General features: G+C 50.1%; 16 protein-coding genes and 1 tRNA gene. 11 read left to right on the top strand and 6 right to left on the bottom strand.

What is annotated here, in order from left to right; translation table 11 throughout:
• The first annotated feature begins 87 nt into the window (after positions 1-87).
• Positions 88-1,617, top strand: coding sequence for a glutamine-hydrolyzing GMP synthase (gene guaA, locus K365_RS0110275; protein ID WP_024334495.1), 1,530 nt, complete (start codon positions 88-90; stop codon positions 1,615-1,617).
• A 48-nt stretch (positions 1,618-1,665) separates the two neighbouring features.
• Positions 1,666-2,562 carry a coiled-coil domain-containing protein gene (locus K365_RS0110270; RefSeq protein WP_024334494.1) on the top strand — a complete coding sequence of 299 codons (897 nt, stop codon included), beginning with the start codon at positions 1,666-1,668 and terminating at the stop codon, positions 2,560-2,562.
• Between the two features lie 265 nt (positions 2,563-2,827).
• On the opposite strand, the gene K365_RS0110265 is transcribed toward K365_RS0110270, so the two are convergent.
• Positions 2,828-3,934, bottom strand: coding sequence for a lytic transglycosylase domain-containing protein (locus K365_RS0110265; protein WP_024334493.1), 1,107 nt, complete (start codon positions 3,932-3,934; stop codon positions 2,828-2,830).
• Positions 3,935-4,097: 163 nt separating this feature from the next.
• Here K365_RS0110265 and K365_RS0110260 point away from each other — a divergent pair, with 163 nt between their 5' ends.
• The 6 genes from K365_RS0110260 to K365_RS26520 are packed head-to-tail and all read left to right on the top strand — an operon-like array spanning position 4,098 to position 12,279.
• Positions 4,098-4,862 carry an inositol monophosphatase family protein gene (locus K365_RS0110260; RefSeq protein WP_006966428.1) on the top strand — a complete coding sequence of 255 codons (765 nt, stop codon included), beginning with the start codon at positions 4,098-4,100 and terminating at the stop codon, positions 4,860-4,862.
• A gap of 29 nt (positions 4,863-4,891) precedes the next feature.
• A complete protein-coding gene (gene ylqF, locus K365_RS0110255) occupies positions 4,892-5,761 on the top strand; it encodes a ribosome biogenesis GTPase YlqF (protein WP_006966426.1) in 870 nt (289 codons plus the stop codon).
• Between the two features lie 16 nt (positions 5,762-5,777).
• Positions 5,778-7,820 (top strand): carboxy terminal-processing peptidase, encoded by a 2,043-nt coding sequence (locus K365_RS0110250; protein WP_245569159.1) that lies wholly within the window; start codon positions 5,778-5,780, stop codon positions 7,818-7,820.
• A gap of 50 nt (positions 7,821-7,870) precedes the next feature.
• A complete protein-coding gene (locus K365_RS0110245) occupies positions 7,871-11,032 on the top strand; it encodes a YhdP family protein (protein WP_024334491.1) in 3,162 nt (1,053 codons plus the stop codon).
• 1 nt (position 11,033) lies between these two features.
• A complete protein-coding gene (locus tag K365_RS26525) occupies positions 11,034-11,801 on the top strand; it encodes an acyl-[acyl-carrier-protein] thioesterase (protein ID WP_006966420.1) in 768 nt (255 codons plus the stop codon).
• A complete protein-coding gene (locus K365_RS26520; protein WP_024334490.1) occupies positions 11,788-12,279 on the top strand; it encodes a regulatory protein RecX in 492 nt (163 codons plus the stop codon). Before K365_RS26525 ends, K365_RS26520 begins: the two co-directional genes overlap by 14 nt.
• A 40-nt stretch (positions 12,280-12,319) precedes the next feature.
• On the opposite strand, the gene K365_RS0110230 is transcribed toward K365_RS26520, so the two are convergent.
• Positions 12,320-15,187 (bottom strand): M16 family metallopeptidase, encoded by a 2,868-nt coding sequence (locus K365_RS0110230; protein ID WP_024334489.1) that lies wholly within the window; start codon positions 15,185-15,187, stop codon positions 12,320-12,322.
• Positions 15,180-17,075, bottom strand: coding sequence for a SurA N-terminal domain-containing protein (locus K365_RS0110225; RefSeq protein WP_024334488.1), 1,896 nt, complete (start codon positions 17,073-17,075; stop codon positions 15,180-15,182). Before K365_RS0110225 ends, K365_RS0110230 begins: the two co-directional genes overlap by 8 nt.
• Positions 17,076-17,245: 170 nt before the next feature.
• On the opposite strand from K365_RS0110225, the gene K365_RS0110215 reads away from it, so the two are divergent.
• Positions 17,246-17,321: transfer RNA gene (locus tag K365_RS0110215), tRNA-Ala, on the top strand.
• A 100-nt stretch (positions 17,322-17,421) separates the two neighbouring features.
• Here K365_RS0110215 and K365_RS0110210 read toward each other — a convergent pair.
• From K365_RS0110210 to K365_RS0110200, 3 genes are all read right to left on the bottom strand, one after another.
• On the bottom strand, positions 17,422-18,837 hold the full coding sequence (locus K365_RS0110210) for a DegQ family serine endoprotease (protein ID WP_024334487.1): 1,416 nt from the start codon (positions 18,835-18,837) through the stop codon (positions 17,422-17,424).
• Between the two features lie 104 nt (positions 18,838-18,941).
• Positions 18,942-20,345 carry a sensor histidine kinase gene (locus tag K365_RS0110205; RefSeq protein WP_024334486.1) on the bottom strand — a complete coding sequence of 468 codons (1,404 nt, stop codon included), beginning with the start codon at positions 20,343-20,345 and terminating at the stop codon, positions 18,942-18,944.
• Positions 20,338-21,018, bottom strand: a complete 681-nt coding sequence (locus K365_RS0110200; RefSeq protein ID WP_024334485.1) for a response regulator transcription factor — start codon at positions 21,016-21,018, stop codon at positions 20,338-20,340. Before K365_RS0110200 ends, K365_RS0110205 begins: the two co-directional genes overlap by 8 nt.
• A gap of 177 nt (positions 21,019-21,195) precedes the next feature.
• On the opposite strand from K365_RS0110200, the gene K365_RS0110190 reads away from it, so the two are divergent.
• Entirely contained in the window at positions 21,196-21,432 is a 237-nt protein-coding gene (locus tag K365_RS0110190; RefSeq protein ID WP_024334484.1) for a hypothetical protein, read from the top strand.
• A gap of 13 nt (positions 21,433-21,445) precedes the next feature.
• Complete coding sequence (locus K365_RS0110185; protein WP_024334483.1) at positions 21,446-23,308, top strand: ABC-F family ATP-binding cassette domain-containing protein; 1,863 nt, start codon at positions 21,446-21,448, stop codon at positions 23,306-23,308.
• Positions 23,309-23,313 lie beyond the last annotated feature (5 nt).

Raw genomic sequence — 23,313 nt, 5'->3', positions numbered from 1 at the left:
ATCCAGATAAAAACACCTTGCATTTTAAAGCGATTTATAGGAAAAATTATGATTTAGAAAATTTTATTCATGAGGAAAAACAAAACCATGATTGTTGTCATTGATTTCGGTTCCCAGTTCAATCAGCTGATTGCCAGACGGGTCAGGGAACATAATGTTTACTGCCAGGTGGAGCCGGCAAATATCCCCATTGACCGGATCAAGGCCCTGAATCCCAAAGGCATTATTCTGTCCGGCGGGCCGTCCAGTATTTATGAAAAAGACAGCCCTGCCGTGGACAAATCCCTGTTTGACTTAGGGGTGCCGGTGTTGGGGATCTGCTATGGGATGCATTCCATGATCCATGCCCTGGGTGGAGAGATCCGTCGGGCAAAAAAAAGAGAATACGGATTTGCCCGATTGCAGATCAAATCGGACTCGTTGTTGTTCAAGGATATGCCCTCGGAATTTCAGTGCTGGATGAGCCATGGAGATTCCGCCGGAACCCTGCCGGAGGGATTTAAAGTGACGGCTGCAACGGAAAACACGCCGATTGCGGCCGTGGCGCATCCTGAAAAACAATTTTACGGGCTTCAGTTTCATCCGGAAGTGGAACATTCCATCAACGGATCATTGATGATCAAACATTTTTTGTTTGATGTCTGCAGATGTGAAAAAAACTGGACCATGGACTCTTTTTCAGAAGGAGCCATTGAACAGATCAAAGATGCGGTTAAAGACAAAAAAATGATCATGGGGCTTTCTGGCGGGGTAGATTCATCCGTGGCCGCCACCCTGATCCACAAAGCCATCGGTAAAAACCTGCACTGTATTTTTGTGGACAACGGCCTGTTGCGGCACAATGAAAAAACCCAGCTGGAAAAACGGCTCGGCAACAACCTGGACATGAATATCCGGTTTGTGGATGCGGCACAAACGTTTCTGGATGCCCTCAAAGGGGTCACGGATCCGGAAACCAAACGAAAAATTATCGGCAATGAATTTATCAAGGTCTTTGAAGCCGAGGCCCGCAAAATTCCGGGGGCCGCATTTCTGGGACAAGGCACCCTGTATCCGGATATCATTGAATCCAAGTCCGCTTTTGGAGGCCCTACGTCCATTATTAAATCCCATCACAATGTGGGAGGGCTGCCGGAAAAAATGCAACTCAAACTTATCGAACCGCTGCAGCTGCTGTTCAAGGATGAGGTCAGAAAACTGGGCCTGGCTTTGGGCATTCATGAAGACCTGGTCTGGCGCCAGCCTTTTCCCGGTCCCGGACTGGCCATCCGCATCATGGGCGAAATCACCGCAAAGCGCCTGGATATATTAAGACAGACCGATGTAATTTTGTTGGAAGAAATCCGGAAAGCCGGTCTTTACCGCAAATTATGGCAGTCGTTTGCCGTGCTGTTACCCATCAAAAGCGTGGGTGTCATGGGAGACAAAAGAACGTTTGCCCATTGCGTGGCCATTCGGGCGGTGACCAGCAACGATGCCATGACCGCAGACTGGGCCAGACTGCCCCATGATCTGCTGGGAAAAATTTCCAATCGGATGATCAATGAGGTGGAAGACATCAATCGCGTGGTATACGATATCACCTCCAAACCGCCGGGCACCATTGAATGGGAATAGGCAGGCCCATGTTTCAGAAACCCGGAAAATCAAAGAGGTACGGATCTGATGAGCCTGAAAGACTATAGGACCGATGCATCGGATCTTCCCCAAGAGGATCCGGATACCTTGCCCTCGCCCGCCTTGTACCAAAAGGATCGCAATGCACTGAAAATAGACAAATTATCCACCCGTGTAACCATTATCACCATTATTCTGCCGATCCTCATTGGTGCGGTTTTGTTTTTCATCTACCTGGACATGAAAGACCAGGTCTTGGATGTGGATACGGCCAAAAATAACCGGGTGGAGCATCTGTCCCGTCAGATGGAAGAGAAAATGAACGCCCTGGACATCCGCATTGCCAAAAACCGGTTTGATCTGGAAGAGAAACTGCCGTTAATGGAACAAAAAACCGATTCTCTGGAGCAGCAGCTGGGAAAACTGGCAGCATCCAAGGCCGATGTCTCGGCACTGGATGCAGAATCGGCAAAACTGGGAGATCAGCTGGCCCGACAGGATCGCCGGATCCAGAACAATGCCGACCAGGATCAGGCCAATCTGGCGGAACTGGAACGGATCAATTCATCGTTGCGTTCTGCCATGGATGAAAACCAGGCTCAATTTGAAAAAAAGGTCCGGACCCTGAAACAGGAAATGGCATCTTTTCAGGCCTTGAAACAGGAAGTGGCATCCCTTCAGACCCAGAGGCAGGAGCTGATTTCTCTTCAGGAACAATTGAACGACAAGCGTCTTGACCTGGAACAGCTTCGAAAACAGGTGAGCCTTTTGGAAAAACAACACAAAGAACTGGAAAATCAGTTCATGACCCGAAAAGAGGTCGACCGGCGATTGACCGAACTTCAGAACAATGTCAACCAAACGCTGAAAAATCTGGAAAACCGGATCAAATCTCCTCCGCTTCAGATTCCGGACAGCATCTCGGAAGAAACCCTGACACAATGATCTTTTTTTGAATCGCATTGAATTATTTGAACAATTGGGGTATACTCAGGCCAAATATCAGGATCACATAAATGAATACAAGGACAACTGGCCGTTATGTCCAAACAACACCCCGAGTGCCCTCTTTACAATCATACTACGTGTAGAGAACTGCACAATCCAAAGCTTTGCGCCATTATTCGCGAAGATCTGATCTGTTTGAAAAAGCAGCAGAAAACCCCCAAAAAAAACCGGTCTTTTTCTTCAGATCCAGCAGATCCCGCCGTTATCTGACTTTCAACCGGTCCCCCGGATGGATCACTTTTTTGTAGGACATTTTGTTCAACCGCAGCAATTCCGCCAGCGACATCTGATTGGCTTGGGCGATACCTATCAGACTTTCCCCGGGTTTGACCACGTGGATCCGGACAGGTGAGGTTTTCTGCCACTTTGCGATAAGTTCGGCAAACCGGGTGTGAAAACCGGGTGCGCTGTCCGCCGGCACCTGGATTACAATCGAACCCGGTGACAGATAATATCCCCGGATATCCGGATTCAGTTCTTTAAAGGTTTTATACGAAATATCCGCTGCTCTGGCAATGATCAGTATGGGCACCTCTTTTTGCAGCGTGACATCCAGGGCAGCCAGATCCAGCGGAGGGTACAGGTCGTCAGGATTCAGATGAAACCCATATTTTTCCGGTTGATCCAGGATCAGTTTGGCTGCAATGATTTTAAACAGATACTGCTGGGTTTCAAGGGGCAGGTACAAGTCAAAATAGTTGTGGGTCTGCTGGGCATCGATTTCCACTGCCAGGCCATGTTCGCCCATATTATAGGCGGCCAGGGCCAGAAAAACGGATCCAAATTCCGTTGTCAGTTTTTTCAGATACACACAGGCCGCCCGGGTGGATTTAAAGATATTTCGCCGTTCATCCACCTGATCGTTAATTTTCAGGCCATATTTCAGGCCGGTGGACTTGAGAAACTGCCAGTATCCCACGGCATGGGCAAAGGATCTGGCATGGGGTCTGAGCGCGCTTTCAATGACCGGTACATATTTCAGATCGTCGGGCATCTGTTCTTCGGCCAGAATCTTCTGGATATGGGGAAAAAGCTGAGCCGCCCGTTTCATCCACAAAATCACCTGGGGACGGTTCCACAAAATCAAGAGCATTTCTTTTTCCATGGCCGCTTTCACCATGGGATCTTCCATGGGAATGGGTATACCGCAAAATTCAAGTGAATCCGGGAACCGGATACTCTGGATCAAAGAAGGAATCGGTTCCACATCGGCATCCATCTCCTGAGTCTCTAAGGAAAATGAATCCGGGACCATACCTCCCATCCCCAAAAGAATCCAGATCAGACAGATGGCTGAAAAATATCGCATGTTCACCTCACAGATAAATGATGTTGACCGTTTAATCATCTTGTCAGAACGGATCTGAAAAGTCAATTCACCCCGTGTGATGTCATGCCTGGAAGTTGCCTTTTCAAAGTATTTCTGATATGCCATAATCTGCCAAAATTGATATAAGGGTAACAAAAACACCATGCATTCCTTTTTAAAAGAATTGATTGTTAAAGCAGGCGACCTCTGTCTGGCGGAACAGGGACAACTCACGTTGCAGTCCCTTGAATTCAAAACCCGAAAGGACCTGGTCACCGCCACGGACAGGCAGGTGGAAGCGTTTCTGATTCAAGAGATCCAATCCCGGTTTCCGGATCATGGAATCTGGGGCGAAGAAACCGGCCAGATGCTTACGGACAGTGACTATTGCTGGATCATCGATCCCATTGACGGCACCACCTCATTTTTTCATGGACAGCCCTATTATGCCATCAGCATTGCTTTGAAAAAAAAGCAGGAAATTATTTTAGGGGCCGTATATGCCCCGGCCCTGGGTCAGTTGTTTCATGCCCGCAAAAACCAGGGGGCCTGGTTGAACGATCATCCCATTCAGGTCTCTGCCACCACCACGTTGACGGATGCGGTGATGGCCACCGGGTTTGCATGTCTGCGTGCCGGCAAAAAAAACAACAATCTGGTCCATTTCAACCGGATTGTCCCACAGTTGAGAGATATCCGGCGCTGCGGTTCCGCTGCCATCGACCTGTGTTATGTGGCGGCCGGTAAAGTGGACGGGTTCTGGGAAATGAATTTGAATGTCTATGATGTGGCCGCAGGAATCCTGATGGTAACCGAGGCACAAGGCGAGGTCACGGATTTCACGGGAGGCCCGGATTTTCCGGAAAAAGGCATTGTGGCTGCCAATCCGGTATTGGCGGACATTTTAAGATCGCAATTGACGTCATGACCTTTGATGTGACAGAGGAATAATTTTTTATGACCATTCAGTGGTTCCCCGGCCATATGCTGGAAACAAAAAAATGGTTGCACCAGTCGGCAGCCAAAGCAGATGTGATTATGGAGATGCTGGATGCCCGGATACCGGTGGCCAGTGAGAATCCCTGGATGGATAAAATCAGCCGCAACGCCCGGCGGGTGAAAATTCTCAATAAAATCGACCTGGCCGATCCCCGGGTGACGGAGCAATGGCTGACCTATTTTTTAAAACACGGCAATGCCCGGGCCATTGCCATCAATGCCACGGACAAGTCCCAGGCAGTTCGTGCCCTGGAATACGCCATAGAAGGGGTGTCCTGCAATCGGGCCAGAAAACGAAAAATCATGGTGGTCGGTATCCCCAATACCGGAAAATCCACATTTCTGAACACCCTGGTTGGAAAAAAAATCGCCAAAACCGGTAACACACCGGCCATCACCCGGCATCAGCAGCGGACCAGTTTACCAAACAATATTGATCTGTACGATACCCCCGGGGTCCTGTGGCCCGTGATTGAACCGCCTCAACGGGCTTATGCCCTGGCTGTCACAGGCGCTATTTCAGATGCTGCACTGGATTTTCAGGACATTGCCTGGTTTGCCGCCGGACTGCTTCTAAGCCGCTATCCGGAACAACTGAAGGCCCGGTACCCGTTCCTGGATCCAATACCTGACGATGAAGCCGGGTTGCTGGAACAAATCGGTGCTGCCAGAGGGTGTTTGAAAGCCAAAGGGCAAATTGATTATCATAAAGCCGCCACCGTCCTGATTCAGGATTTCAGATCCGGTAAAATTGGAAAAATCAGTGTTGAAACCCCGTTTGACACATCTGATGATAAGGAAAAAAACAGTGACCCGACCTTTGAATAATCCCTTGGATTCCTGCTTGAAAAACAGGATGATTCCCCTGTTGATCCTGCTGATCCTGCTGGTGCTGGTATGCCACCCCACCGTGTCCGCCCAACCGGTCCGTCTGGCCCCTGAAAGAAATCATGCCATTCAGTGCATCCGGATTGTTTCCGCGCTTGAGCGTTATCATTACTTAGGGAAAAAACTGGATGATACTCTGTCTGAACAGATCTTTGATCGGTATATCAAATACCTGGATCCATCCCGGCACCTGCTGACCCGACCCGATCTGCAAGAACTGGAAAAATACCGTCAAAAATTTGACACAGACCTGAGGCGCGGCAACCTGAGAAGCGCATATGAGATTTACAATCTGCACCATCGCCGGGCCGCGGAACGGTATGCATATATTCTGGATCTGCTGGAAAAACCAGACTCTTTTCTGTCTCTCAATTCCCGGGATTTTCTGGTGGTGGACGGTGAACAGCGGCCCTGGCAACCCAGCGAGGATGATTTGCGCACTTTGTGGAAAAAAGAACTGATCCATCACATCATCACGCTGACGCTCGATGACCATAACACCCAGACGGATGTGTCACAAACCCTGGAAAAAATTTATACCACCCGCCAGACCCGGTTGTCCCAGACCACCACAGATGATGTATTTCAACTGGTCATGAACTGCGTCACCGAAAGCTTTGATCCCCATACCCAGTATTTCCCGCCCCGGGTATCGGAAGATTTTGATATTCATATGCGGCTTTCTTTGGAAGGGATCGGGGCCGTGCTCCAGACTGAATATGAATATACCAAGGTTGTCAGCCTGGTTCCCAAGGGGCCGGCGGACAAATCCAGCCAGTTGATGCCCGGAGACAAGATTATCGGAGTGGGTCAGGGGGAAACCGGTGAAATCAAAGACACCATCGGTCTGCGGATCGATGAAGTGGTCAAGTTGATCCGGGGTCCGAAAAACACGTTTGTCCGTCTTAAAATCATTCCTGCCAAAAAAAGTGATGCCACCACCATTGTCAGCATTATGAGAGACACGGTAAAACTGGAGGAACAATCCGCCCAAAAACAGATAAAAACCGTGGTTTCAGGCCAGAGAAACTATAAAATCGGGATCATTGAAATCCCGAATTTCTATATTGATTTCGAAGCTTATCACAGAGGAGATTCCCAGTATAAAAGCACCACTTCAGATGTGAAAAAATTGCTGTTTGAACTGGCCGAAGAAAACATTGACGGTCTGATCATCGACTTGCGGGACAACGGCGGTGGTGCCCTCAAAGAAGCCAGCGATCTGACCGGGCTTTTTCTCACCTCCGGGCCCACGGTACAGATCCGCACCAAACAGCAGATGACCCGGCTTTATGACGACGACCCGGAAATCCAGTATACCGGGCCGTTGCTGGTATTGATCAATCGAATGAGTGCGTCAGCCTCGGAAATTTTTGCCGGTGCCATCAAAGATTACCAGCGGGGAATCATCGTGGGAACCCAGAGTTTCGGTAAAGGCACGGTTCAGGAACTCAAACCGTTGGGAGACGGCAAACTCAAGCTCACATCCGCCAAATTTTACCGGGTTTCCGGTAAAAGCACCCAGCACCGGGGCGTGATACCGCATATTTTATTTCCCAAAGTCTACAAATCCGAAGATACCGGAGAAAGTTCTTTGGACGGGGCCCTGCCCTGGGATACCATTCCTCAGATTCCATTCCAGGCATACCGGTCTTTGACGCCTTTGTATACGTCTTTGATGCATGAATTTCAACAGCGCAGCCTTCAGGATCCCGGTATGGTTTATCTTGAAAAGCGCCTGGCATGGACATCAAAACAGGAGAGAAAAATTCGTCTGCCCCTGGATATCAATGCCCGAAAAGAACAAAGAATCATGGATCAGCAAACTGAAATCGAAATTGAAAATGAATATCTGACCGCCCTGGGCAAAGATCCCATCCGCACCCTGGAAGATCAGGAACCTGTTTTGAACCGGTATAAAGAGATCCTTTTGCAGCAGGCTGAAAAAATCATGGCAGACATGATCCTTTTAACCCGACAGCAGGGGTATGCATGGTAATCAGACGAATTTGTCTATATACCGCTGGCGTACTGACGGCAGCGGTTCTGATGACATTTCTTTTTCTGGGTCCGATTCTCAACTCGCCTTTTGTCAAGCCCTGGATCGTGAATCACATTGAAAACCAGGTCAACACAGAAATCGATCCGGATCAGGTGACTTTTCTGTTGACACCCCAGCCCGGAATTCAGGTTGACGGCGTGAAATTGCCCTTGACCCGGGAAATTGAATTGTCTGTGGATGCCGTTCGCCTGGATTTGGACCTGAGTGCGCTGTTGAAACGAAAAATAGAGATTTCCGGCATTTTTTTAAAGGACCTGGGTATCCAAACCCTGCCGGGTGAAAACAAAACCGGTTTGACTTTTCATGCCCCCCTTGATTTTCAGTTTCCCAAACAGCAGATCCAACAGGTATTCGCCCTGCTTCCGGACAGTGAAAACCAGTTACAGATTCATCTGGAAAATACAAGCACCCAGCAGTTTTCCGCGCTCAATGGCAGTCTGTGGATTTCCAAAACCGATGAGACCATGCAGTTTGACACACAGATTAAAGACCTTCATGTGACAAAAGACTGGCTGGCCCGGTTTTTCTCCGCTCCGGATTTTCTGATGGATCAGCTGGCATCAGAAACCGCCCGCCTGCATGTCCGGCTGAATCCTGACACCGGAATATCCGGCGACCTTTCGCTGGACCGGTTTGACATCGCTTCGCACCGGCTGACGCCTGCTTCCATCTCAGGCTCCCAGGTGCAGATGCATTTTTCCTATTTGCCGGATCAGGTGTCTTTTCATATTGACCCCACCCAATTGGCATATCCGTCCGCGCAGGTGGCCATGGCATTTTCAAACAGCCGGACCCGAAATGAAACCGCATTGACCTTCACAGGCAATCACATAGACATTGCCCAGGCCCGGGAAGCGACCCTGGCTTTGGCACCGGAAAATCAGGTGGTGAAGCCGTTGTTTGACATATTGAGAAAAGGCACGGCCAATGACGTGTCTGTGGGATTTCACGCAGCATCCTGGAACACCCTGTTTGATCCCCGGCATCTGATTCTGGATGGAAACGCCCGAAATTCGCAGATACAAATACCGGAAACGCTTTTGATGGCCGATGATGTGGAGGGTAAAGCCCAGGTGTCGGACGGCAAGCTGATCATTGCGGCTGAAAACGGCCGCATTGATCACTCGATGATTCATCAGGGACGGCTGACCATTGATCTGTTGCATTCATCCCATGTGCCGTTTACCGGTGAATTTGATCTGGATGTGAACCTGGCTGAAGTGCCGGCTGTGTTGATCCGCCTGTTGCCGGATTCAATACTGGCCAAAGAAATGGCCCGGGTGAAAGACCTGAAGGGACAGGCAGATGCCCGATTGACACTGGCCGTTGAAAACGATCAACCGGATCTGTTGGTTTCAGTGACCACAAAACCGTTTTCAGCGACCGGATTTTATGATCGGATTCCCTTTCCCCTGACGATTTCCCAAGGGATGTTTGTTTATGAAAATAACCAGATCCGGATCAGCAGATTGTCCGGAAATATCGGTGAAAGCCTTGTCACTGACGTGTCGGCCAAGGTCATGCTGGATGAAACCCCTTTGCTGGATCTGTCTGCCAAGAGCATGGACCTTGACATTCAGGAAATCTGGCCGAAACTGTCGTTATGGAAACCGGTCCGTTCCCGCATGGAACCGGTGACAGATATGTCCGGACAACTGATTGTCAGCCGCCTCCACTATAAAGGCCCGATGTTTGAATTCAATCAGGGTGAATTCAATATTGCGGGCACAGGTCAGGATATCCGGATCGAAATTTCTTCCAGACCCCATGAAATTAATCAGATGTCCGGTGCGTTTGACGTGTCTGAAAACGCAATGGACATTTCTGATCTGTCCGCGAAAATCACCGGCCTGGACTGGTTGTCCCAGCAAGTCTCTCCGGCATATACGGCCGGTATCGCCCTGCCCTTGTGGATTAAATCCGGCAGCGTCCAGATGCATGACAAACAGATGTCCGTGTCCGGGAAAGCGGAATTGGCACCCAATATTGAGTTCTCCATTCAATTGACAGGAAAAGGGCCGGCGGATCTGACACCTGAGCGAATTGCGCTTGAACATAAACCGTTGACCGATGCCGAAATTCTGTTCACCCGGCACCCGGAATTCACACAAATCCGGTTTAAAGGAACTCTGGATACCCGGACCCTGGATATCGTGATGGACGAAAATACGTTGCTGCACCAGCGTCTGATGTCTCTGACCCGGGGACAGCCGATGGAAATCGTTGCAGATCCAGATAAAAACCTGCACATCAGCGCTCGGTTTGTTCAACTGGACACCTTGATATCACTTCTGGGAAGCTCTTCTTTTTCAGGAACCCCTTTTCAGTTTTCGCAAAAAAATCTGCGTATCCAGGCGGACCGGCTGGCCTATCAAACATTTGAGTTTTCCCATGTGACGGCATTGATCACAGGGAAAGGGGATCACCCCGACATTCAGTTGCTCACTGCGGATTTCTGTGGTGCAAATATTTCCGGCCGGATGCGCCTGGATCTGACATCACCTGATCTTCAAACGAAGACGGATTTAAAGATCAGCGCGTCAAACCGGGAGAATGTCGCCACCCTGCTCTCCTGTTTTTATCCGGGAATAGACCTGATGAATGGGGGATACGCTTTGAATGCCAATTTGTCCGGCACCGGATCCGTGAAAACCCTCCATACCGATCTCACCGGAGACATTTCATTTGAATCCGAAAAAGGGCAGATTCATAAAATGACCCTGTTGTCCCGGCTGCTGTCGGTATTAAATATTTTGAAACTGCCGGATATCCGCCAGGAAGGGTTCCGGTATCGCAGTATTCAGGTGAATGCACAAATGAAAAACGGCACCATTCATCTGGAAAAAGCGGTGATTGATGCAGAAAACATGGCCCTTTTTTTTACAGGCGACATCCATCCGTTTGAAAACCGGCTGGATCTGACCTGTCTGGTGGCACCCTTTAAAACCATTGACACCCTTGTGCAATTCATTCCGGTAGTCAATACCATCCTGAGCGGCCGTCTGGTGTCATTTCCGGCAAAAGCCACCGGTGCCATCGATGATCCGGTCATAACACCTTTGCACCCTTCAGCCGTGGGAGAAGGATTGATCAATATGTTCACCTCTTTATTGACATCACCGATTCGATTGTTTGAAAGAACGCCCTGATATGTCTTTTGAACCGATATTTTCCCAAAAAATGCTTGTACCCTATTCAGTGATGGGCGCCAACAACCATGTCCGCATGGATCGGCTGCTGTCTGTTTTTCAGGATGCAGCCGGTATTCATGCGCATCAGATGGGGGTCAGCGGATTTGATCTGGCACAAAACCAGTTGAAATGGGTGATTTCCCGGTACCAGATCCGGGTGAATCAGCCGCTGCAATGGCCGGGTCCCTATGAATTGAGAACCTGGCGGTTTCCCTGGAAAAACCTGTATGAAATCCGTCAGTTTGAAATGCTTTCTCCGGACGGTGTTCCTCACATCCAGGCATTGTCGGTCTGGGTCATGGTCAAAGCGGCAAACACCCGGCCGGTCAGGCTGTCTTATCATATGCCCCCGGAGTTGATGACCCAGACCGGCACACCGCCGGATCTATGGGCCAACACGTTTGATTTCGTCCGGTGGGATCATGAAGCGCAGTTTCCTGTCCGAATCCATGATCTGGACCTGAACCAGCATGTGAACAACACGACTTACGCAACCTGGGCGCTTGAAACCCTGCCCATGCCCTGGCTGTTTAATCATGTGCCGGTGACTCTGGTGATCAATTTTCTCAAAGAAACGTTCTACCCGGGAACGGTGTCGGTTAAAACCTGTGTATCAGATCACACAGACCCGGTGACAACCCGACACGGTATTTTTGATGAATCCGGCGATGAAACACTGGCTGTGCTTACTTTGACCTGGAAACCCAATCCCCATGTCCCTGTTTGACGACACGCCGGATCCCCAGGAAGAAAAGCTGTTTCAGACCGCGTTGCGCTATCTGGCCATCCGACCCCGCAGTGTCGGGGAAATGACCGGATATCTGGCAAAAAAAAGTCAGGATCCGGCACACATCTCTACTGTCATTGACCGGTTGAAGCAATACCGGTATCTGAATGATGAAGAATTCGCCCGGATCTTTATTGAAAACCGGAAAAGAAACCAACCCAAATCAAAGTTCGCGCTTACCCGGGAACTCAGACAAAAAGGCATCCGCTCCCAAATCATCAGCGATCTGCTTGACACATATGATGATATGCAGATGGCGGTCACAGCGCTGGCCGCCAGATATCAAAGATGGCATCATCTGGACCCGGAAACCCGGCAAAAAAAAGCGTTTAATTATCTGCGTTACAGAGGTTTCAATTATGAAGCGATCCGGTTTGCCTGGGAACAGGTCGCCAAAGATGCGGATTTTAGCGGTTGAAGAGGCTTTGGTTTGAGCCCTGCTCCCTTTCCTCTTTTTTTTACTGAGCCGGAAGAATACGGATCCGTGCGGCTTTTTTCAGATCCAGATAGGTATCGGCCAGTTTTGTCATCTCTTCGTGGGTCAACCCGCTGTATTCAGGAACAATGGTGTGGGCCCAGTCCAGTTTTTCAGGGTGTTGTCGTGACCCTGCCATCACGGAATTCAGCCAGTAGGCATTGGTTTCCCGCAATACCTCCAGTTGTTTGAGAACCGGGGCCAGAGCCAGTTCAGTCTCCCGGGCAAAAATTCCATTGGCACGGATGTCTGCAATAATTTCATCAAGGGTCTGTATCACCTGATCCACAGATTCATGGGACACCGGTACCACCATCTGCAACACCCCATATCCATCATGAACCATGGACGGGTGATTGTAAACATACGGCGAATACGCGGCCCCCAGTTTTTCCCGGATGGTTATTCTCAAATGTTCAGACAGAACCCGGGACAGCAGGGACAATGCCCGGGATAAATTCACATCCCAGTAATCATCGGTTAAAAAAGCGATCCGCACCACGCCTTTATCGATCTTGGTATCCAGGGTTAAAGACAGATTTTCCCCTTCAGGAAATTGAACCGGATCCAGATCATTTTGGCAATGATCTTCGTTTCCCGGGGAGGCAAATCCTCCCAACAGCGTGCGGGCATGGGAAACCACCTGGGCTGGATCAAAATCCCCCACCAGGGAGACCTCAAATCCCCCCTGCTTGAAATATGGGGTGAGCCAGGACTGGATATCGGTTAAGTTCAGGCGATCCACCTCATCCGGATGGGGCATGCCGAACCAGGGATTTCCTTTGGCCAGAAACCGGTCCCCTTTAATGCGCATGATGCCGTCCGGGGTCTGTTTAAGGGCTTCATACATCTGGCGGTACTGATTTTTGGCCAGGTCAAGACTTTCCTGTTTGAAACCCGGATCCGTCAGTAACGAGCGGATCAGGTGAAACACCAGTTCGGTCTCACCGGGGTCCGCAGACCCGCTCAGGGAAAAAAAGGTGTCCTCCACGGTAAATTCCATGGTCACGTCCCGGCCGGCCAATGCCGCATTCAATTGATCCAGGGTCATGCTTCCCAAACCGCTTTTATGCACGGTCTGTTCGCTGATAAACGCGATACCGGGCTTGCCCGCCGGTTCACAGGACCTGCCGTGCCCGAACACCACTTTGAACAGAAACCGGCCTTTCTGAAAATCGGTTTGCTTAAGATTCAGCCGGATCTGGTTGTCAAAATCGATCCGGGAAATCTCCAGATCTTTGACATTTTTTTCTATACTCTGAATGGCCGCCGTTGTTTCAGGAACCGGAAGATAAGGAAAGCTGGTGGAAAGTTCCGGCTGAAACAGATCCGCTTTTTGGCGGGCACTGTCATTGAATCCGTTTAAAATAGCCTGTTCAGCGGATTCGGAAGAATTTGATGCAATGTCTGCGTTCCCGGTGACCATCACCAGGCGGTGATCCGGATTCCAGGATGTCTGAAATGCCGTGTTCACCTGATCCACAGACAAACTTTCCACAAACGGGGTCAGCAGATCTTTTGCCTGGACAGGGGATAAAAACCAGTTCCTGGTTTGAACAGACGTGAGCAGCGATCTTGCCAGGTTTGATGTCTTCCGGGTGTCAGCCTGCCGGACGGATGTTTCCAGGTCAGCCAGGAAATCCGCTTTGACCCGGTCCAGTTCTTTTTGTGTGAACCCGGTTTCAAACGCCTGGCGCAGTAATTTTTCCAGTTGAGCCAGACTGGTATCCCAGTGTTTGGCATCACATTTAGCAGTGACCGCCGCAGCGTTTATATAATTGAGAAACCGGCCGGAATATGCGGATGCCGAAGAAAAATCCACGCTGCCTTCCTGAATCATGCGGGACAGGCGATGATCCAGCATGTTATCTGCCAGGTTCCGGGTCACCTTGAGCTTGAGACTGTCTTCGGTTTCATAGGCAAAATCCGTATATTCGATCCGTTCAATTGTAATCTGTGTGTTACCTGCTTCCGGCTCAAACAGATAAAACGGTTTGATGCCCTCATGGGAGTCCCATTGGATGCCTTTGGGTGCATACAGACTTTCCGGGATCCGGGGTTCAAGGGATTGAAACCGGGCGGTGATCCATTTTTCAGCCGCCTGGATATCCATATCCCCGACCATGATCAAAACCATGTTATCCGGCCGGTACCATCGATCATAAAACTGTCTGAGCTGTTTTTGATCCGTGGTTTCAATCACCGGTTCTTCACCGATGGGCATGCGCTTTGGCAGAATGGATCCCGGCAGTTCAAACGAGAAAGTGGATTTAAAGGTCCGGTAGGACACGGAGTCCCGCTCCTGTTTTTCCGCCAGGATGATTCCCCGTTCCCGGGCGATCTCCTCTTCCAGAAGCAGTGCGCCGGCCGCATAATCTTTGAGCACCTTCAGGGCATCCTCAAGATGTGCCTGATCCCCTTTGGGCAGTGTCAAATCATAGACTGTATGAAAAAAAGAGGTGCTCGCATTCACATCCGCACCGAAATCCATACCGATGGACTGGAAATAAGTCACCAGTTCTCCCGGAGAAAAATGCTCGGTGCCGTTGAACAGCATGTGTTCCAGATAATGGGCCATCCCCTGTTCATCCGATGTTTCATGGGCGGAACCGGCAAATATGTTCAAATAAACACCCACCCGGTCTTTGGGGGTGGTGTTTTTCATGAGAACATATTGAAATCCATTGGACAAGGTACCGTGAACCACGGCCGGATCCTTGATCACCTGATCGGCAGCCACGGGCAGCGCATGTCCGGCCGGGGTAAGCCAGGCGCCCGTTCCGATCAGCAAGGCCCATACCAGACAACCGATCTGTACCAGATATCGGGTCAGAGAGCGCTTTTTATCCATCGATGAGCCGTGAATTGATTTCAATATCGCTTTTTTCTCTAAGTTCATTGATCCATGCCTGAAAGTATTGTCCTTGTTTTGCCTGTAACAGCTGGGATTTTATATCCGTCAGATTTTCCTGGATTTCATTTTCTTCCGGGGACTTCTGGTCATTGTACGCAATGATAAAAAATCCCTGGTCAGTCTGTAACACGTCCGGGTGCAGCGGATTTTCCGGCGTCAGTTGGAATGCGGCATTTATGAACGCCTCGGATCGCCCGACTTCCTGGACAGTCTCATTTCGGGTAAACCAGTCGGTGCTGGACACCGTCCGATTATTTTCCAGGGCGGTTTTTTCAAGGTTTCCAGCGGTTTTTGCCGCCTCAAGCAGCTCTTTGGCCCGGGTTTCAGCTGCGGTTACACGGAATTTGTTTTCCAGTTCTTGTGTGATCTGATCGGTTACCGCTTCCAGGGGCAGCTGGACCGGTTCAATGGTTTCAGTGACCTTGATCAAAAAATAATCATCCTCGATCTGCCGGATATCACTGATCTGCTGGGGCTGAATCTCAAACGCGGCCCGGGCGAAACCCGGGGGATTGTCCAGTTCCAGTCCATTGCCTTGTGCATCAAACGCGTCTGTGGTCCTGACTTCTTTCTGAGTCATCAATCCCACCTGTTCCAGGGCGTCTCCATCAATGACTGCATCAAACGCATCTTCCACTCTGTAATAGGCCAGTTGCTGCATTTCTTCCTGTTTAAGCCGGGTTTTGATATCTTCGGCCACTTCGTCCAAAGATTTTGTATGGGCGTCAAACCGGTCCATCACCTTGATCACATGCCAGCCGAACCGGGTTTTCACCGGTTCGGAAATTTCCCCGGGCTGCATGGCAAATGCAGCCTCAGAAAAGGATGGGATCATGCTGTTTCTGTCAAATTTTCCCAGGTATCCCCCGTCTTCTTTGGAAGGTCCCTGGGAAATTTCTTTTGCCAGTTCAGCAAAATCTTCACCTTTCACAGCACGCTCATAAACGGCCATGGCCTGGTTTTTCGCTGTTTCCACGGCAGTTTCATCTGCGGTTTCATCCACTTGAATCAAAATATGACTGGCTTCCACCTGTTCAGGTATTTCAAATTCTTCCGCATGCTGTTCATAATACCCAGTGATCTGTTCTTGGGTAATGGTGACCTGATCCTGATAATCCCGGGGAGAATATCGGATAAAGGCTGCTTTGCGTTTGGGCTCTGATTGATATCTGGCCTTGTTTTCTTCGTAATGGGCCTGAATCTGTTCCGGGGTCACGGAAATATCAGAAATGTCAGCCGGATCCACTTGAATGTAATCCACTTTCCTGGATGTGTTGTGAAAGTCATAAAAACTGCGTGCTTCCATATCTGAGACAGACACGGCGCTCACAATCATGTCCTGAAGTTTTTGGGTTCTCAACTGGGCACGCTGGAGCTGTTCAAACATTTCAGGGGTCAGAGAGTTGAGCCCCAGCAGCCGTTTATACAATTCCATATCAAACCGGCCGTCTTTGTGGAACACCTCCATGTTCAGAATGGATTCCTGCAGTTCAGAATCCGTGACCCGGATATCGAAGGCATCGGCCTGTTCCGCCATCAGTTTTTCTTCAATCAGGGTATTCAGGGCCTGCTGCTTGACATTCAACGCCTTTAACAGATCATCGGTCAGGTTGTCCTGAAAGCGGTTTCGCATCTGTTCCACCAGATTCTTGTAGGCCAGCTGAAACTCATCAACCGTGATGGGGGTATCATTCACCGACGCCACTGAATCGTCCCGGCCGGAATTCATGGATCCCACACCCAGAAATACAAATACCACCACGATGATACCCAGAAAAATCTTGATAATCCAGTTGCCTGAATTCTCCCGCAGATAACGCAGCATGCCGCTCTCCTTCGTACATCATATAGTAAAAGTTAACAAATTTTATATAATATCTTTTCACAAAACCGGATGTCAATGTTTAATTCAAATCCACGGGTTGCTCTGAAAAAAATATTTTTTTTGTTGACACCGGCCCGCGATTCGATTATTAATCACCATCATTTTGATGTGGGGCTGTAGCTCAGCTGGGAGAGCGTACGGCTGGCAGCCGTAAGGTCAGGGGTTCGATCCCCCTCAGCTCCACCATTTAATACAGATAACATAAATTTTATCAGATAAAAAAACCTTCCTGCAGAACCTATTTGCAGGAAGGTTTTTTAATTTCAGCTGGTTTTAACCGTTCTCTTTATTTTTCAAACCGCACCACATATACGTGGCTGTTGCCTCTTCTGAACAGCAGCTGGGCGGTCCGGCCTTTTTCAATGCGGGATAACACCTCATGATAGGATGTCAGATCAGTGATTCGCTGGCGGTTGAGCTCCAGGAGCAGGTCTCCGGTCCGGACCCCTGAGCTGTCGGCCGGAGAATCCGGTTTGATTTCAGTGACAATCAGTCCTTTGACTTCTTCAGGATATCCCAGGCGCTGGGCAGTGGCGGTATCGAGTTCCTTGAACTTGAACCCGAAACTGTCAAATTCCTCCAGCGATGCCATTACTTCCGGATCCTGATCCGGGCGTTTTCCCAGTTTGACGTTCACGGTTTTTTCCTTGCCTTCCCGGATGATTTTTACATCCACGGTCTCATCCACCTTGAGATTGGCGATGGTGAGGGTCAGATCCCGGGAGGTTTCGATTTTTTCTCCATTGACCTCAAGAATCACATCCCCGGATTTGATTCCGGCCTCATGGGCGGGATTGTCTTCATACACCTTGGCCACATAAACACCGCGGGTCGAATCGATGCCGTAATATTCCGCCAGTTCCGGTGTGATGTTCTGGATGGCCACGCCCATCCATCCCCGGGAGACGTGCTTGGTGTCGATGAGCTGATCGATAATGCCGGTGGCCAGATCGGACGGGATGGCAAACCCGATGCCCTGGCCGGACCTCACAATGGCGGTGTTGATTCCGATGACCTCGCCGTCCAGGTTCAGCAACGGTCCGCCGCTGTTGCCCGGGTTGATGGATGCATCGGTCTGGATAAAGTCATCATAGGGTCCGGAACCGATAATCCGGCCTTTGGCGGAAATAATGCCCGCAGTAACGGTCTGCTCAAGCCCGAACGGGCTGCCGATGGCCACCACCCAGGAACCGATGTCCGCCTCGCTGGATTTACCGAATTTCAAGGGTTGTAAATTTTTGGCATCCACCTTGATCAGTGCCAGATCCGTCATGGGATCAGTGCCCACGATTTCCGCATCCAGTTCGGTTTTGTCGTGAAGAATCACCTTAATCTCATCCGCGCCTTTGATCACGTGATGATTGGTGACAATATAACCGTCCTTGGAAATGATGAATCCGGAGCCCAGACTCTGTTCTTTCCGGTTCTGGGGCTGGGGGTTGAGAAACGGGCCGAAAAAATCTTCAAGTCCTTCCCGGTTTCCGAAGGGATGACCGAAAAAATGTTCAAAAACCCGGCCGCCGCCCTGAACGGTTTTCACGGTCTGGATATTGACCACCCCGGCCTTGGCTGTTCTGGCCAGATCGGAAAACCCGGCCGGGATCATTTTTTGTTTCTGAGCGGCCCAGACCGGCAGGGATGTCAGCAGAAAAACACTCACCAGCAACGTGAGAATCAGATGCGTTTTGTTCAAGTGTTTCATGGTATTCTCCTTTTTGAATGTTGCGTTTGAAAAAAATCAATCAACGCCTGGTTTAAACAGATCTTTTCCTTTTGTAAGGGTATTATAATACTGAAAGATGATTTTTAAATGACCTGAAAATTACAATATGGCAATGTGAGCGTGAAACAGGCGCCTTTTCCGGGGTTGCTTTGGACATGAATATCCCCTTTGTGCTCTCTGACAATGGCTCTGGCAAAAGACAATCCCAAACCGCTGCCCGGACTGGTCCGGGAGGATTCTGCCCGGAAAAACCGGTCAAAAATCCGCTCGTGAAACTGCAAGGCAATTCCCGGACCGGTATCTGTGACTTGAATCGCCACGATGGAATCATTTTTTTTGATCATCTGCACCGTGATTTGCCCCCCGGGATCCGTATATTTGATGGCATTGTCCAGCAGATTGGAAAATGCCCGCTGAAGCATGGTCACATCCGCCATCACCTCAAACCGGCCCGGCCCATGACAGAAAAAAGCGATGTCTTTGTCTTCGGCCACCGGGGCAAACAGATCACAGGCTTCCTGAATCATTTGAGTCAGATCCATGGGTTCAAAATGAAAATCCCCCTCCCCTGCCCGGGTTCTGGAAATCACCAGCATGGTGTTGATCATGTCTAAAAGCCGGTCTGATTCTTCAATGGTGCCGGCAGCCATGGAATGAAATTCTTCCAGGGTTTCTCCCTGTAACAGCGTCAATTCAGCCGCACCCCGGATCCGGGTGACCGGGCTTTTCAAATCATGGGCCATGTTGTCTCCCATTTCCCGGATGCCGCTGACCAGGGATTGGATCCGGTCCAGCATCTGGTTGAAGGTGCTGGCCAGATCATCCAGCTCATCTTTGCTGCCCGTGACCGGTACCCGTTTCTGGAGACTGGAACCGGTGATGCTTTTGGCGGTGCGGGTGATGGTGTCCACCCGGGACAGGGCTTTTTGCACCAGAAACCACCCGGACAAAGCGGAAAACCCCACAATAAAACCCATGGCCACCATGAACACGCGCTTGAACGCACCGAGAAACCGGGACTGGGATTCCATGGTGACCCCGGTCTGCAAAATCGCATTGTGTGCCACAAATGTGTATAAAATTCGGGCCTTGTGAACGTTGTCCATCATGCGGGTATCAAACACCGGGGATTTTTTCTCTATCAGCTGGTGCAGCAGCTCATGGTCCACCTGGATATCTTTCCAGTAAGACATGTGAGAGGACGCAAACACCTCGCCTGTGGGATACAGGAGTCTGAAAAAAATCATTTTTTCGCCGGCGGCCTTGGATTCGATCACCGCCAGGTTGCCGGCCCCTCTCATCCCGCTCTGACGGATGACAGACGAAAACTGAGCGGCTTTGTCCATCAGCTCTTCATCGATCTGATCCTGGAGGGTCTGGACGGCCAGATAATAAAACAGAACAAACGCCACGGCAGCGGAGATGGAAAAAATACCCGTGAACCAGAGCGTCAACCTGAACCGGATGGTCCTGAACAGATCAGGCATCCGGATCCCTTATCACATATCCGGCCCCGCGCACGGTATGTATCAGGCGGTTCGGGTAATCTTTGTCCACTTTGTCTCTTAACCGGCAGATCCGGGCTTCCACCACATTGGTCATGGGATCGAAATTATAGTGCCATACATGCTCCATGATCATGGTTTTGGACACCACCCGGTTTTTATTGCGCAGCAGGTATTCCAGCAAAGAAAATTCCAGGGGCTGGAGATCGATGGGATCATCTCCCCGGAACACCCGCCGTTTCAGGATATCCATTTCCAGATCACTGCATGTGAGCACCACCGGATCTGTGACATTTCCGGCCCGGCGGATCAGGGCCTGGATTCTGGCCAGCAGTTCGGAAAATGCAAACGGCTTGGTCAGATAATCATCTGCCCCGGCCTCCAGACCTTTGACACGATCATCCACCCGGCCCCGGGCGCTCAGCACAATAATGGGCGTATTGTTTTTGTGTTTTCGGATGCGGCGAATCAGAGAAAACCCGTCCATTTCCGGCAGCATGATATCGATGACCAATGCATCATAGGACGTATCAAACGCTTTTTCAAACCCCAAAGGGCCGGTGGCTGCGGTATCCACTGCAAATCCGGCGGAATCAAGCCCTTTTTTCACAAACCGGGTAATTTTTTCATCATCTTCCACCAGCAGGATTCTCATGAATGCGGTTTCTCCCTGGATTGAAACGGTTTTGGCTGTCTGTGTGATCGATAAAGATTACTATGTGTCTTTATTATAGGAACCCCGGGTGAATAATCAATATTGATTTGATTTTTTTTGCTTGAACCAGTAAGGTGTGCCACAACTTTTTTGTCAACATTCCCCAAGGATACATTTTTGGTTCAATTAAAACATACGTGGTGGATTTTCCAGATACTGCTGCTTTTCGTGTCGGTATTTTTTTTCCTGTTCGGCCTGGATCTGCTGATATCCTCGTATCAACTGCCGGATCCGTTTTCTTTTATCATGACCTTTTTTGCCGCCAGTTTTGTGCTTTTAATCAGTACGGCCCTGGTCATCACATTTTTGATCAAAATGATCCGGGTCTACAGGCGCATCCGCAACCATTCCTAATATCAGGTGTTTTATGTCCGTTTTTTTTACCTTGTCCGATATATCCAAATCCTATGGTGATGATACCCTTTTTTCAGATCTGAGTATCGATTTCAAAGCCGGGGAACAATTGGGACTGATCGGCAACAACGGCAGCGGCAAATCCACATTACTCAAACTCATTGCCGGTGAAGCATTACCGGATACAGGAGTGATCAGCGTTCAAAAAAACTGCCGCATCGTATACCTTTCCCAGGAAGACCGCCTGAATCCGGATCATACCGTGGAAACCGTGCTGTTTGACTGCCTGTCTCAGTTACCCATGGATGACAAAGAAAAGCACCGCCGGGTGAATCAGGCCCTGGGAAAAGGAGGATTTGTAGATACAACTGTCCAGGTTAAAACCCTGTCCGGAGGATGGAAAAAACGGCTGGCCATCACCCGTTCCCTGTGCATGGATCCGAATCTTCTGTTATTGGACGAACCCACCAACCATCTGGATATTCATGGCATTCTGTGGCTGGAACAGATTCTGAAATCTGCGTTGTTTTCCTTTATCGTGGTGAGCCATGACCGGGCATTTCTGGAAAACACCTGTGCCGGGACTCTGGAAATTGCAAAATATTATCCCAAAGGATATTTCAAGGTCCAGGGCGGTTACCGGATGTTTGAACAGGAACGAAACAAATTTCTGGCTGCCCAGGAAAAACAGCAGGCATCCATGGCCAGCAAAATGAGGCGGGAGGATGAATGGCTTCGCCAGGGGGCCAAGGCCCGGTCCACCAAAGCCAAATTCCGCATTGATCAGGCAGAAAATTTACGTCAGGCCCTGGAAGCACTCAGGGAAAGAAACCGCTACACGGCCCGGGTGGACATGGATTTCACCGGCACCGGCCGCCAGACCCGGAAATTGATCCAGGTGCACAACCTGACCAAAGGGTATGGACAACAACCGCTGTTTTCCGGCATCACGTTTGAGCTGGGACCAGGATTCTGTCTGGGTGTGGTGGGGGTCAACGGATCCGGCAAATCCACGTTTCTGTCTTTGCTGGAAAAAAAACTGTCCCCGGACCAGGGCACGGTCAAATGGGCGGACGGACTTAAAATTGCGGTGTTTGATCAAAACAGAACCCGGCTGGATCCAGACAGCCTGCTGCGGGAGGCATTGAACCCGGCCGGTGGAGATTCCGTTCATTACCAGGGGAAAAGCGTGCATGTGGTCACCTGGGCCAAGCGGTTTCTGTTTATGCCGGATCAGCTGGACATGCCGGTGGGCCGGTTGTCCGGCGGTGAAAAAGCCCGGATCGTTCTGGCAAACCTGATGTTGCAGCCGGCGGACGTGCTGCTGCTGGACGAGCCCACCAATGACCTGGACATCCTGTCTTTGGAAGTTCTGGAGCAGCGGATCAAAGAATTTCCCGGTGCCGTGGTGATCGTTTCCCATGACCGGTATCTCATGGATCGGGTCTGCCACCGGATGCTGTTTCTGGACCCGGATTCGCCCCCGGCGTTTTACAAAAATTTCAGCCAGATTTTTTCAGCGGCCACCCGGAAAAGTCCGGGTTCTGAAAAACAGGCGCCTGCTTTTAGATCAGAAGCAAAATCCGGTGCCGCCTCAGCATCAAAACCCGTGTCAGAGACCCGGACCGGTCCTGGATCCGGACTTACTTTTTCTTTCAAGGACAAGTATGAACTGGAACATATGGAAGAAACCATTCTGGAAGCGGAAGCCCGGGTCTCTGAACTGAGTGCCCGTGTTCAGGACCCGGAAATTATGGCAGATCCCATCCAAATGGCAAATATCTGCCGGGACCTGGAAAAGGCGGAAGCCCGGGTCCAGGCATTGTATACCCGCTGGGATGAACTGGAACAGAAAAAAGCGGACGCCGGCAAATAACCGGA

Source organism: Desulfotignum balticum DSM 7044 (assembly GCF_000421285.1).
GTDB classification, from domain to species: domain Bacteria; phylum Desulfobacterota; class Desulfobacteria; order Desulfobacterales; family Desulfobacteraceae; genus Desulfotignum; species Desulfotignum balticum.
The sequence above is the reverse complement of the archived record's forward strand: the minus strand, read 5'-3'. Positions and strand labels throughout refer to the sequence as shown.

Coding starts and splice junctions, on each gene's coding strand:
- K365_RS0110270 (WP_024334494.1), top strand. CDS start 1,666: ATGAGCCTGAAAGACTATAGGACCGATGCATCGGATCTTCCCCAAGAG.
- K365_RS26520 (WP_024334490.1), top strand. CDS start 11,788: ATGTCCCTGTTTGACGACACGCCGGATCCCCAGGAAGAAAAGCTGTTT.
- K365_RS0110225 (WP_024334488.1), bottom strand. CDS start 17,075: ATGCTGCGTTATCTGCGGGAGAATTCAGGCAACTGGATTATCAAGATT.
- K365_RS0110200 (WP_024334485.1), bottom strand. CDS start 21,018: ATGAGAATCCTGCTGGTGGAAGATGATGAAAAAATTACCCGGTTTGTG.
- K365_RS0110245 (WP_024334491.1), top strand. CDS start 7,871: ATGACATTTCTTTTTCTGGGTCCGATTCTCAACTCGCCTTTTGTCAAG.
- K365_RS0110205 (WP_024334486.1), bottom strand. CDS start 20,345: ATGCCTGATCTGTTCAGGACCATCCGGTTCAGGTTGACGCTCTGGTTC.
- ylqF (WP_006966426.1), top strand. CDS start 4,892: ATGACCATTCAGTGGTTCCCCGGCCATATGCTGGAAACAAAAAAATGG.
- K365_RS26525 (WP_006966420.1), top strand. CDS start 11,034: ATGTCTTTTGAACCGATATTTTCCCAAAAAATGCTTGTACCCTATTCA.
- K365_RS0110230 (WP_024334489.1), bottom strand. CDS start 15,187: ATGGATAAAAAGCGCTCTCTGACCCGATATCTGGTACAGATCGGTTGT.
- K365_RS0110260 (WP_006966428.1), top strand. CDS start 4,098: ATGCATTCCTTTTTAAAAGAATTGATTGTTAAAGCAGGCGACCTCTGT.
- K365_RS0110210 (WP_024334487.1), bottom strand. CDS start 18,837: ATGAAACACTTGAACAAAACGCATCTGATTCTCACGTTGCTGGTGAGT.
- K365_RS0110265 (WP_024334493.1), bottom strand. CDS start 3,934: ATGCGATATTTTTCAGCCATCTGTCTGATCTGGATTCTTTTGGGGATG.
- K365_RS0110185 (WP_024334483.1), top strand. CDS start 21,446: ATGTCCGTTTTTTTTACCTTGTCCGATATATCCAAATCCTATGGTGAT.
- guaA (WP_024334495.1), top strand. CDS start 88: ATGATTGTTGTCATTGATTTCGGTTCCCAGTTCAATCAGCTGATTGCC.